Source organism: Rhodohalobacter barkolensis (assembly GCF_002834295.1).
GTDB lineage: Bacteria > Bacteroidota > Rhodothermia > Balneolales > Balneolaceae > Rhodohalobacter > Rhodohalobacter barkolensis.
Genome location: NZ_PISP01000001.1, coordinates 1,381,730 through 1,394,868 on the forward strand (window position 1 = coordinate 1,381,730; position 13,139 = coordinate 1,394,868).

Sequence of the window (13,139 nt, forward strand, 5' to 3'; positions counted from 1 at the left end):
TTTGAAGAGAAAGTGTTCTCCCCTACGATTATCCGTGTAGGAATGATTGTCTTTCCAGAAGCACATCTTCACTCTCTTCGTGCTCGGGGTGAGTTATAATGCAGTCGGGTACCGGGCAAAAAGCAACACACTGCTCTTCATCATGAAAACCTTTACACTCTGTACATTTATCCGTAACAATAAAGTAGAACTCGTCTGAAAGCGGTTCCTGCATTTCATCTGCGTCAACTTCATTTCCGTTTTGAAGGGTTACCGATCCGGAAAGGTTTGTTCCTTCTGCCATGGTCCATTCTGCTCCGGGTTCGTAAATGGCCTGGTTAGGGCACTCCGGTTCACACGCTCCGCAGTTGATACAAGTGTCAGTTATAAAAAGAGCCATAATTGTATTTTTTTAGTTGAAGATTAAAATCTTGGTTTCGTTTAAATGCTCCATTAGGAGATCTGAATCGATCTTTTGAACTAAAGTAGATATTTAGACAAAAAACTCTAATTAAAAGTAGTGAAATTTGTTGCACCTTCCAATATCACGGGTTTCCACCGGGTTAATTTAGATTCACTATAGATTAGATCCCGGCTCATTCTTTTAATAAAATTAATTCGGATCTGTTCAAATAGAATATCTATTAACAAGACTTTATTTCTTACTTAACTTGAGTTCTACATAAGAATCTTGAATATGATTCTCCCCTCCTGTGTAAGGAGGGGTTGGGGGAGGTAGATTTGATGATTTCAGGCTTCAAACCTGATCCGATTTTGGTCACAACCACCTCTGCCTTCCGAAGCTTCAGCGCAGGCAGGCCTAAGTCCCCTCCTTGAAAAGGAGGGGATTTTTCAATGCCTTTACATTTATTTTAAATCGAAATCACATTACTTGAGATCTTCTAACCTGAAACCCTGAAGAATCTTAATGTAATTAGCTCGTTCAAACGCACTGGGATCGGCAACCGATGCAGAACTCATAGCACCTTTCATCTCTTCCAGAGACTGATACTCCTTCTCTTCCATCCAAACTTTCATCTCACTTAGCATGAATTTCAGTGCATCGGGTCCTCCATAAAGCAGCGCCGAAGCCATCATAGTCACATCGGCTCCCGCCAGAATCATCTTAATCACATCGTGTGCGGTATGAATTCCGGTAGTAGCCGCCAAACTGCCTTTTATATGCGGTCTCAACATGGCAATCCAACGCAGTGGAAGGCGTTTCTCAAATGTGCTGCTTAAATTCAGATTCGGATTCACGTCCATTGCCTCCAGATCAATATCCGGCTGGTAGAATCTGTTGAAAAGTACCAATCCATCAGCTCCTGCACTCTCCAATCGTGTAGCCATATTCGCAAATGCGCTGAAGTAAGGACTCAATTTCACAGATACGGGAATGGAAACTGCTTCTTTCACTGCTTTCAGATCGTCGATATACATCTGCTCAACTTTTTCCGATGTCTGACTCGGGTCTGCCGCGATATAGTAGATATTTAACTCAATGGCATCGGCACCGGCCTCCTCCATTTTACTTGCGTATGCCATCCACCCCCCTTTTGATACACCGTTCAGGCTGGCGATTACAGGAATATCAACCGTTTTCTTGAGATTTTGAATCTGCTCCAGATAATCTTCCGCATGGAGATTGTGGTACTCATCCGGTTCAGGAAAGTAGCTGAGCGCCTCAGCATAGCTTTCACCCGAGGTTGTCAAAAAATGATCCAACGCTTCATTTTCGCGGGTGATCTGCTCCTCAAACAATGAGTACATCACAAGTGCAGAAGCCCCGGCGTCTTCAAGTTTTTTTGCGGTATCCAATTCACTCGTCAATGGTGAGGCTGATGGAACCAGTGGATTCTTAAGGGTCAGTCCAAGATATTTAGTCTCTAAATTCATAAAGCGTTCTGTTTTATAAAAGGAATAATTTTTGAGTTAAGCCCGGACTTGATTTATAAAATCCGGGCTGCTTATTTCTGATTCTACTTGCCTGATCCGTTTTCGGATTCTCCATTTTTCTTGACAGGATCGTACACTTTCACCATCTCTTCGTATACCCTCCACTGCTCTTTCACTTCAGACTGGGCCTGTGTCATCAGCTGTTTTGCGACTTTGGGCTGAGACTTGGCAAGCATCAGATAGCGCATCTCGTTGTAAGCATATTCCTCGAGATTGATCTTCGGCGGTTTGGAATCGAGCTGGAATGGATTCTTGCCTTCCTCCTCTTTACGCGGATCAAATCTGAAAAGCGGCCAGTAACCTGAGTCGACAGCCAGTTTCTGCTGATTCAGTCCAAACTTCATATCGTAGCCGTGAGCAATACAGTGACTATATGCGATGATAATGGATGGCCCCGGATAACTTTCCGCTTCAAGCACAGCTTTAATCGACTGCATATCGCTGGCCCCCATTGCGACCCGTGCTACATAAGCGTGACCACCTGCAACAGACATCAGCCCAAGGTCTTTCTTACCAGTTCGTTTACCGGCTGCCGCAAATTTTGCGACCGCACCAAGTGGCGTCGCTTTCGAACACTGTCCACCGGTGTTGGAATAGACTTCTGTATCCATCACCAGAATATTAACATCTTTTCCGCTGGCAAGAACGTGGTCCAGACCACCGTATCCGATGTCGTACGCCCATCCGTCACCGCCAAATATCCAGACACTCTTTCGAACCAGGTAGTCGGCGATGCTGGTTAGCATTTTCGCTTTGGAATCATCCGTTTTTCCAAGAGACTCTTTCAGAGAAGCAACTCTTTCCCGCTGCTCGTAAATACCCGGCTCAGTGGTTTGATCTGCATTCAGGATATCTTCAACCAGTTTTTTATCCACATGGCCGTTCATCTTCTGAAGCATTTCCCTTGCCTGCTCAGCTTGCTTATCGATGGTGAGTCTGAATCCAAGCCCAAACTCTGCATTGTCCTCGAACAGTGAGTTTGACCAGGCGGGACCCAATCCCTGACTATTTTTGGTGTATGGTGTAGCCGGCAGGTTACCTCCATAGATAGAAGAACAACCTGTAGCGTTGGCAATCACCATTCGATCTCCAAAGAGCTGTGTAACCAGTTTTATATATGGCGTTTCACCACAACCCGCACATGCACCGGAGAACTCAAAAAGTGGCTCCAGGAATTGAGAACCTTTTACAGTCTCAACCTTCAGTTTGGATCGATCATATTCAGGCAAGTTCACAAAAAAGTTCCAATTCTCTTTCTCCTGCTCCAACAGCGGATCGATCGGTTCCATATTGAGCGCCTTACGGCCAACTTCCTTGCGATCTTTGGCAGGGCAAACCTCTACACAAAGCTCACAACCAGTACAGTCTTCCGGAGATACCTGGACACTCACTTTGGTATCTTCCGGCCATTCACGTCCTCTGGCATCCATATACTTAAAGGAATCGGGGGAAGCCTCAAGCAGTTCACCATCAAACGCTTTCATTCGAATCACGGCATGCGGACAAACCATCGCACACTTACCACACTGAATACAGATGTCCGGATCCAATACAGGGATTTCTTGTGCTATATTTCGTTTCTCCCACTTAGTGGTTCCTGTTGGGAATGTGCCATCTGCCTCGAATGCACTGACCGGCAGATCATCTCCGTTTCCTGAAATAATTTCTGCAATCACTCTTTGGACAAATTCAGGTGCTTCCTCGGGTACCGGCGGACGCATCTCCTGCACAGAGGTAACCTCTTTGGGCACCGGAATTTCAAACAGATTTTCAATAGAGTTATCCACCGCCTTGTAGTTGCTTTGAAGGATTTTCTCTCCTTTCGCACCGTAGGCTTTCTTAATTCCATCCTTGATAAGCTGAATGGCTTCTTCGCGTGGAAGTATATCTGATATTGCAAAGAAGCAGGTCTGCATTACCGTATTGATACGAGTGCCCATTCCATTTTCGCGGGCAACTTTATAGGCATCAATGCTGTAAAATTTCAGCTCCTTCTCAATAATCTGTTCCTGAACTTTTTTGGGAAGATTATCCCAGACCTCATCTTTTTCAAATGGCGCATTTATAAGGAATGTGGATCCCTTTCTGGCCTTCTTCAGCATATCCAGCTGATTCAGAAACTGAAACTGATGACAGGCAATAAAATTAGCTTTGTCAATCAGGTAGGCCGACCGTATCGGGTTTGGACCGAAACGCAAATGAGAAACCGTCGTCGCACCCGATTTTTTCGAATCGTACACGAAATATCCCTGCGCATAATGGTCGGTATTATTCCCGATAATCTTGATGGAGTTCTTATTGGCACTTACCGTACCATCTGCTCCGAGTCCGTAGAAAAGACCCTCAAATACCTCCTCATCACTGTCCCAGCCGTCTGTGCTATAGTCAAGGCTGGTATGGGTCACATCATCATTGATCCCGATAGTAAAGTGATTTTTGGGTTTCTCTTCATCCAGCTCATCAAAAATGCGTTTCACCATAGGCGGCGTAAACTCTTTGGATGATAGTCCATATCGTCCGTTAATCACTTTCAAATCAGAGGGCAGTGATTTCCACCCTTCTACCCTGTTCTCCTGAAGCGTTGAAACTATATCGTTATAGAGAGGTTCTCCGGCACTTCCAGGTTCTTTCGTTCTGTCTAAAACAGCTATTCCCTTAATGGTGTCGGGCAGAGATTCAATCAGATGACGCATACTAAACGGTCTGAACAGTCTGACCTTAATGAGGCCAACTTTCTCTCCGTTTTCATTCATTTTATCAACAGCTTCGTGTGCTGTCTCCGCGCCGGACCCCATCAGGATAACTACTTTTTCTGCGTCTTCGGGACCATGATATTCAAACAGTTTATACGAACGGCCGGTCAGTTTACCAAACTGATCCATTGTTTTCTGAACCAGATCGGGGGCTGCATTGTAATATTTATTACCGGTTTCGCGAGCCTGGAAAAATACATCCGGATTCTGGGCAGTTCCCCGAAGAAGCGGATTGTCTGGGGTTAAGGCACGATTCCGGTGCTCAATAATTTTGTCATCATTGATCAGCTGTTCCATAACTTCAACGGGAATCTGATCAATCTTCTGTACTTCGTGTGACGTTCTGAAACCATCAAAAAAGTGGAGAAACGGTATACGGGTTTCCAGTGTGGCCGCGTGTGAAATCAATGCCATATCCATCGCTTCCTGCACGCTGTTGGAGCTCAGAATGGCCATACCCGTCATCCGCATCGCCATGGTATCACTATGGTCACCAAAAATAGAAAGAGCGTGCGTAGCCACGGTTCTGGACGCGACATGCACAACTGCGGGTGTCAGTTCCCCGGCAATTTTATAGAGGTTGGGCATCATTAACAGCAGACCCTGTGATGCAGTAAATGTGGTAGTCAAAGCGCCGGTTTGCAGGGCACCGTGCATGGTGCCGGCAGCTCCTCCCTCACTCTGCAGTTCTACTACCTCAGGAACTGTTCCCCAGATATTCTTTTTTCCGGCCATCGACCACTGATCAGACCACTCTCCCATTGGAGATGCCGGTGTAATCGGGTATATGGCAATTACTTCACTGACTTTATGTGCAACGTATGCGGCTGCTTCATTCGCATCTAACGTGACTTTTTGGTTTGACATAATGTTTTCTTTGTATGGTTTTGAATCGATACTCGTGTATTCGAAGTCGTTACTTACTTTTTTTGGGGTGGAGGTTTTACAAAATCGGCTAATGAATTTCCATTCCTTAAATCCTCCGCCATTGTCTCCAGCGTTTTTGTTTTAAAGAGATGAAAAACCTCTTCCCGAATTCTGTGGTACTCATCATGAATCGGGCAGGGATCATTTTCATCACACTCTTTGTGTTCAATTCCGCATTGTGTAAAAATGTCCAGACCATCAATGGCTTCAACTACATCCACAATGTGAATAGAATCGGCCGGTTTGCTAAGTTTGAATCCACCTGTGGGACCCTTCATGGAAACAAGCAGTTTCTGTTTAACCAGAGATTGCAAAATCTTACTTAAAAAGTGCTTTGGAATATTTTGCTCAGCAGCGATTTCACTCAATTCCACATTTTTTTTCTGGGACGAGTGGCAGGCGATATAAAACATCGCCTGTAATCCGTAATGACACGATGCTGAAAACATTCCGTTGTAATTCGTTTAAAATTGATATCTGAAATTGAGTCACTATTTTGGAAGGAAAGATTCCAGCATCCATCTCATCTTCTCATGCTGCTGCATAAGAGCTGTCACAAAATCAGCTGATCCCATATCATTCAGATCTTCAAAATCACGAATACAATTTCGAAGATACTTTATAACACTCTCATGGTCCTTCATCAGGTTTGAGACTTGCTCTCCTGAATCTGTAATTTCTTTTCCTTCTTTAAGCTCTGTCAGTTTTAGAAATTCACTCATTCTGCCGGTACTCAGAAAGCCAATCATTCGGATTCGCTCGGCGATTTCGTCTATCACACCTTCAAGCTCACCGTACTGCTCTTCGTAAAATGCATGCAGTTCAGCAAAATTTGCGGCCTTAATATTCCAGTGATAGTTCCGCGTTTTGATATAGATCACATGCTCGTCCGCAAGCAATTTCTGGAGCTTGGCAGCGACTTTCTTCCGGTCTGATTCTTTTATTCCAATATCCATAGTACTCTCAACTCGTTTTATTCAGATTTTAAATAGTCGTCCCTACTGCCTGATTTCACCGAACAGCCTTTAGTAGATATTTAGACATTAAACTCTAAAATAAAGTAATAAAAAAGATCTCCTATTCCAACATATTCGATCAACATTTATTTATCTGGCAATCTGCTAACCTCAAGATTACAATACGTTTAAAGACCCTTCAGTCTTAAACGTGCAGCTAATCCTTACTCAGTGGTTTACCCAAACTTACAATACTATCCCCACTCTTGATATCTTCAGATAGCTCAAGAAGCGTTTTGGTTTCAAAGAGTTCACGAATACTATTTCTTACATGTTTATACTCATTGTGGATCGGGCATGGATGATCATCATCACATTTTTTAAATCCTATTCCGCACTGAGTAAATACATCCAGACCATCAATTGCATCAATCACTTCTATCAACGTGATGTCGTCTGCTGGTCTGCTCAGACTAAATCCTCCGGTTGGACCCTTCATTGAATTCAGCAAACCATTTTTTACCAGCAGCTGCAGAATTTTACTGAGGAAATGCTTGGGTATCTCCTGTTTTTCTGCGATCTGGCCCAAGTCAACATTTTTACCATCGGTAGAATGCAGCGCTATATAAATCATGGCTTGCAAGCCATAGTGACATGAAGTCGAGAACATTGTGGTCTAATTTGATATTTAGGGTTGGATTCACTCCAGTGTTACACCCTTAATTAGGAGGGGTAATAACTAATTATGGAGGTGAATATACAAAATTGACATGGAAAATATATTCCACATTTACCCAAACATTAGTTTGCTAATCAGCAGTCAACGGTCCCCATGCTTTTTCTATCACAAGATCCCTGACTCTGTCTGCAGTATCCGTGCAATATTTCACATGATCCACACTATTACAGAAGTAAGGATTCTCTTTAGTCTCCGTTACATCCGCTTTGGATTTACAGTGAACATTGGAAAAATCAATATCCATCGCATTTGAATCATACCGGTTGATATAATCCATCATCTGCTCCATTGTAAGTTCCTGTTCGGGAGTATCTCCGTTTTGATCGGTATAGATCATATAAAGACACTGTATAAATCTGTACAGTGCACTTCGTGCAAATACGCAAACTGAATAGTTTACTACATCCTCAGCCGGTTTATAGAGTTCATTGCGGGCATTGTATAGCTCAGAATCTGCCTGCTTGAATAACTCTTTGATCATTTCGTTACTCATAACTTTAGGGTTTTTAATTAAGCGATTACTTGTATCCTGAGCTCATTGTCATATCTACATTCCAAACATTTGAACGGATTCTCGCGCCATTTCAAAAATTGGTGTAAAGTAGACACCAAACAGTAATGTAGGTATGAGCAACAGCAACAGAATAATCTTTGTACCGGCGTCAAATTCAAGCTTTTCGGCGCCCTCTTCGGGTTTGTAGAAAAACATATTTCGTACTACCCGGATGTAATAAAATAGTGACACAACAGTGGTGATTCCGGCAATCAGAACCAACCAGAACCAACCTGCACTTATTGCAGCTCCAAAAATATAGAGCTTTGCGATAAATCCGGCCGTGGGTGGAAAACCGGTTAATGCCACGAGAAAAACGGTCATAGACACTCCCATCAACGGAGCGCGGTGCCCCAGTCCTTTATACTTTTCAATTGATTCTGTACCCGTTTGGTTTGAGAATAGCATCGCCACATAGAATGCTCCCAGGTTCATAAACAGGTAAACAAACACATAAATCATTATAGCTGATAAGCCTTCGTTGGTTAAGATGACGAAACCCATCATGATGTATCCGGCATGAGCAATACTGGAATAAGCCAGCATCCGCTTAATATTATCCTGCCGTAGTGCAGTCAGATTACCAACAACCATTGCCAAGGCTGCCAAAACAGCCAGAATAACATTCCAATTCAAGACGTCTAACATACTCCAGATAGCACCATCATCAGCTACACTCAAATCAGAGAATGAAATCCGGAAGAAACGGATTGTCATAGCCAGGGCTGCAATTTTGGAGGCTACAGACAAATATGCTGTAATGGTTATTGGAGCACCTTCATATACATCCGGTGCCCAAAAGTGAAACGGTACCAGGGCAAGCTTGAAGCCAAGTCCTGCAATAATCATTATTATTGAAATCGTCAGCAATAGGGGTTGATTCAAATCACCGGCCAAAGCCATATTGACTGCATAAATATCCGTTGCCCCGGTCAAACCAACCAAAAGGGAAATACCATAGATCATGATCCCTGAAGCCACCGCACCATAGATGATATACTTCATGGATGCTTCGGAAGATTTATCCGATTTTTTAGTAAACCCAACCAGTACATATGAACTGATACTGGTCATCTCAAAAGCCAGGTACATCAACAGTAGATTTGTTGAACTTACCATCAGAAACATGCCCAATATCATTCCGGCCATCAGCATGTAGTATTCACTGATCCGGTTTGAGTATTCATCCAGCTCACGGGATTTCATTGAAAAAAGGATTACAAACAGAGTAGCCAGAGTTAGCAATAACTTGAAATAGAGTGCAAATGGGTCAACCGCAATCATTTCATAGAAAACGGAGTTATTCCAACCCGTCTGAACCAGTAGGAGTACTGCGGTAACTACCATACCGCCAAACAGAATCACTCCACCGGTATGCCCTTTTCGTTTCACAAACAGATCTGCTACAATAATCCCGCAAAGAGTCACCACAATTGCAATCTCCGGGTAGAAATGAATGATGCTATTTAAAATATTGTCAACCATGTTCAAGAATCTCTTCTAAGTTAGTTGCCTTAAACGGCTTTTAATTTTTTGTGATGACAAAATTGTTAAACTCCTTGGGTCACTAATTCCACAAGGTGACTGAGTGATGCATTCATCAATTCGATTGCAGGAGCAGGATAAATTCCAAGCAAAATGATCAGAATGATAAGCGGAACAAATGCCAGCATTTCGCGCAGAGTCAGATCCTCAAGTGTCTTATGCTTCTCCTGAAGATTTCCAAGGTATATTCTTTGAACTGTCCAGAGGATATATCCCGCAGTAATGATGATGCCAAATACCGAGATAATGGCTATCCATCTGTAAGCTTCAAATGCGCCCAGGAATGAGAATAGCTCACTCACAAATCCATTCAATCCGGGTAGACCCAGCGCAGCAAACATCCCCACCATCGCAATGCCTGTATACTTCGGCATCTGGTTCGCAATGCCGCCAAAGTCGTAGAGTCCGCGAGTGTGAGTACGATCGTAAAGAACGCCTACCGCGAGGAATAGAACGGCCGTAATAATTCCGTGGTTAAACATCTGCAGTACACCGCCTACCATACCCTGTGTGTTCAGAGCGGCAATACCTATCACTACAATTCCCATGTGACTAATGGAGGAGTATGCAATAAGTTTCTTGAAATCGTCCTGAGCCATCGCACAGAATGCACCGTAAATAATACTGATCATACCCAGAGCCGCCATCAGATAGACAAAATATTCGGTTCCATCCGGAAAGATCGGGAAGCTGATTCTCAGGATGCCGTAGGTTCCCAGTTTCAGCAGTACACCGGCCAGTATCACACTAATTGGAGTGGGGGCTTCCACGTGGGCATCGGGCAGCCACGTGTGAAATGGAAAGAGCGGAATCTTAATCGCAAAACTGATAAAGAGAGCAAGCCAGGCTACATAACGCCAGGTGGTATCCACACCGGAGAGAATTGACCCATCCACATAATTTTCCGGGTTCATCATGTGCAGCAGGTTAAAAGTATGTACCGATTCACCTGTAGCCGCATCCGTATAAGCCACACTGAAGTAGAGAGCCAGCATCACCAGCATCATCAAAACTCCGCCGAAAAATGTATAGAGGAAAAACTTTATGGCGGCATACTCGCGTCTCGGTCCGCCCCAAAGTCCGATCAGGAAGTACATCGGCAACAGCATCACTTCCCAGAAGATGAAAAAGAGGAAGAAATCGAGCGAAACAAACACACCCATCATACCGGTTACCAGCAGCAGGTAGAGAGCAAAGTAGCCTTTGGTCATCTTCTCGATATTCCAGGATGATATAACCCCAATCAGACCGATAATAGATGCCAGAATCACCATCAGAACGCTCAGTCCGTCAATCCCCAGAAAATAGTTGATTTCAATCCGGCCAACCCATGGAACCGCATCAACAGTGATCCAGTTAAACTGTTCCACAAACTGAAAGCTATCTGCTTCATTGATGCCTACCATCGATCGATCAAACAGACTGTAGATCACTCCGGCCAACACAACCTGAAGCCCCGTTACTGTGGCGGCCGTCCATCGAATTGCTTTTTTACTTTGATCCGGAAGGAGCAGTATGATGATCATTCCCACAATGGGGAGAAATACAATCCATGTCAAAATACCGATGCCAAACAATTGAAATTCCATATTCTTAGCGTTCCATTAAGGTTTTCTTTTTATAGTCTTTTTCAGAAATCATTCGAATTAAATAAACAGCAGAAACAGCACGATAAAACTGAATACAATGTAGACGAGGTAGGTCTGCACCCTGCCGGTTTGAAGTTTACCCAGCAGTTGCCCTCCAAGCTGAGAAAGCCATGCGGTTAAATTGACCAGCCCATCGATCACATTGTTATCTATCCATTTGCTAACCATCGCAAATCCACGAACCACTACAGCCGAACCATTCACAATGCCATCTATAATATGATCATCAAACCAGTGTAGACCCTTCGAAAGGGCAATCGCACCGCCGACAAAAACTTTGTTATAGATGTCATCGAAATACCAGTTGTTTTGAGATCCTCTGTAGAGAAATCCGGCTTTCTGAGCCAACATTTCTGCACTGATAGCCTTTTTGCTGTAGACGAAGTACGCCAGAGCGATACCGGTACCGGCAATGAGGATTGAAAGAATCATAACAAGAGTGTGGACACTGTGAATGGCCTCATAAAACACAGCCCATGTAGCCGGCTGCATCATTTCGGGCACAATACTGGCCGGACGCTCAATTGCACTGTAAAACCATCCCGATGCCGCTCCAATTGGATTGAAACTGTAGAAGAAAAAGAGAGATAAAGCCGCCAGCACCATCAGGGGAATCGTCATCACTTTTGGCGACTCTTTGATGTTGGAAATCACAGAATCATTCGCCGGTTTGCCGTGGAAGGTCAGAATCAACAGGCGGAACATGTAGAACGCCGTGAGTCCCGCTACCAAAAACCCGATGAGAGGCAGCAGCCAATGACCGTTCAGCGTACTGAAAGCCATGGTTCCGGCCAGAATCTCATCCTTACTTAAAAAGCCTGACGTGAGGGGTATACCCGAAATGGCAAGAGTAAAAATCAGAAACGTCCAATAGGTAATCGGCATCTTCGATTTGAGACCACCCATATTCCGAATATCCTGTGCATCGGTTGTGTGGTCGTGCTGATCGTGCAGCACCTTATGCATTGCAAAAATCACGCTGCCGGCTCCAAGAAAGAGTCCTGCTTTAAATGCTGCATGCGTTACCAGATGCATAAATCCGGCCGTGAACGCTCCAACTCCCAGCGCCATAATCATGTAGCCAAGCTGACTGATGGTTGAGTAAGCCAGTACTTTTTTAATATCGTATTGGGTAATTGCGATCGAGGCTGCAATTAAAGAGGTAATGGCTCCTACATAGGCAATGACCAAAAGTGCATCTGCGGTCAGCATTGGAAATACTCTTGCAACCAGATAGACGCCGGCAGCAACCATCGTGGCGGCGTGAATCAAGGCACTGACCGGAGTTGGGCCTTCCATCGCATCCGGCAGCCAAACGTGCAGCGGAAACTGTGCGGATTTACCAACAGCTCCACAAAAAATCAGAAGCCCTGAGGCTGTCAACCATCCTGTACTGTCGAATGGTAACTGCCCTGAAGCGATAGCATCAAAAAGTGCTTCAAAAGAGAGTGTGGAAAAACCGGTAAAGAGGATCATAATTCCGATAAACATCCCGAAATCACCCACACGGTTGACAATAAACGCTTTGTTTGCTGCATTTGAAGCCGACTTTTTCTCATAGTAGAAGCCAATCAACAGATAGGAACTTACCCCTACCAACTCCCAGAAAATGTACATCAGCAGGAGATTATGAGTCAGCACAATACCAAGCATAGAGAACGAAAACAGCCCCAGATAGGCGTAGTATCTCGAATAGCGTTTCTCTCCTTTCATGTAACCCATGGAGAAGAGATGAACCAGTGTACTCACCAGGGTTACTACAACCAGCATCACAACCGTTAGGTTGTCGATCATGATCCCAAACTCAATTGCAAGGGTACCAACCATCATCGCATCGGTAAATACAATCCAGTTAAACACCGAGGTTATGGTTTCGTCCGGGCTCCCCGTTAGTTTCGATATCAGTAATACGACAGAGAGAATCAGTGTAACAGTAAGCAACCCGGTTCCCAGCCAGTCTCCTTGCCTAGGCAGTCGTTTACCTGAGAAGATCAATACAATAAATCCCAACAGTGGCAGGAGCAGTATGAGTAATGATAATTGTATAAACATTTGAAGTTCTATATCGTGAAAATTCTCAGT

At 44.1% G+C, this 13,139-nt stretch carries 10 protein-coding genes; all 10 read right to left on the minus strand.

What is annotated here, in order from left to right; all coding sequences use genetic code 11:
• Nucleotides 1-28: 28 nt before the first annotated feature.
• The 10 genes from CWD77_RS05760 to nuoL all read right to left on the minus strand — a co-directional run bounded on the left by CWD77_RS05760 (nucleotide 29) and on the right by nuoL (nucleotide 13,109).
• Nucleotides 29-379 carry a 4Fe-4S binding protein gene (locus tag CWD77_RS05760; protein ID WP_101072282.1) on the minus strand — a complete coding sequence of 117 codons (351 nt, stop codon included), beginning with the start codon at nucleotides 377-379 and terminating at the stop codon, nucleotides 29-31.
• A gap of 488 nt (nucleotides 380-867) precedes the next feature.
• Nucleotides 868-1,875 carry a dihydroorotate dehydrogenase-like protein gene (locus tag CWD77_RS05765; RefSeq protein WP_101072283.1) on the minus strand — a complete coding sequence of 336 codons (1,008 nt, stop codon included), beginning with the start codon at nucleotides 1,873-1,875 and terminating at the stop codon, nucleotides 868-870.
• 83 nt (nucleotides 1,876-1,958) lie between these two features.
• A complete protein-coding gene (nifJ, locus tag CWD77_RS05770; RefSeq protein ID WP_101072285.1) occupies nucleotides 1,959-5,555 on the minus strand; it encodes a pyruvate:ferredoxin (flavodoxin) oxidoreductase in 3,597 nt (1,198 codons plus the stop codon).
• Between the two features lie 53 nt (nucleotides 5,556-5,608).
• The gene (locus CWD77_RS05775) at nucleotides 5,609-6,064 is read right to left on the minus strand and encodes an RrF2 family transcriptional regulator (RefSeq protein ID WP_101072287.1); all 456 of its coding nucleotides are present in this window, start codon (nucleotides 6,062-6,064) and stop codon (nucleotides 5,609-5,611) included.
• Between the two features lie 42 nt (nucleotides 6,065-6,106).
• Nucleotides 6,107-6,571, minus strand: coding sequence for a Dps family protein (locus CWD77_RS05780; RefSeq protein WP_101072288.1), 465 nt, complete (start codon nucleotides 6,569-6,571; stop codon nucleotides 6,107-6,109).
• Nucleotides 6,572-6,788: 217 nt separating this feature from the next.
• Nucleotides 6,789-7,241 carry an RrF2 family transcriptional regulator gene (locus CWD77_RS05785; protein ID WP_101072294.1) on the minus strand — a complete coding sequence of 151 codons (453 nt, stop codon included), beginning with the start codon at nucleotides 7,239-7,241 and terminating at the stop codon, nucleotides 6,789-6,791.
• A 139-nt stretch (nucleotides 7,242-7,380) separates the two neighbouring features.
• A complete protein-coding gene (locus CWD77_RS05790; protein WP_101072295.1) occupies nucleotides 7,381-7,803 on the minus strand; it encodes a hypothetical protein in 423 nt (140 codons plus the stop codon).
• Between the two features lie 54 nt (nucleotides 7,804-7,857).
• Entirely contained in the window at nucleotides 7,858-9,348 is a 1,491-nt protein-coding gene (locus CWD77_RS05795) for an NADH-quinone oxidoreductase subunit N (protein ID WP_101072296.1), read from the minus strand.
• 65 nt (nucleotides 9,349-9,413) lie between these two features.
• A complete protein-coding gene (locus CWD77_RS05800) occupies nucleotides 9,414-10,997 on the minus strand; it encodes a complex I subunit 4 family protein (RefSeq protein WP_206017948.1) in 1,584 nt (527 codons plus the stop codon).
• A gap of 57 nt (nucleotides 10,998-11,054) precedes the next feature.
• Complete coding sequence (nuoL, locus tag CWD77_RS05805) at nucleotides 11,055-13,109, minus strand: NADH-quinone oxidoreductase subunit L (protein ID WP_101072297.1); 2,055 nt, start codon at nucleotides 13,107-13,109, stop codon at nucleotides 11,055-11,057.
• Between the last annotated feature and the right edge of the window lie 30 nt (nucleotides 13,110-13,139).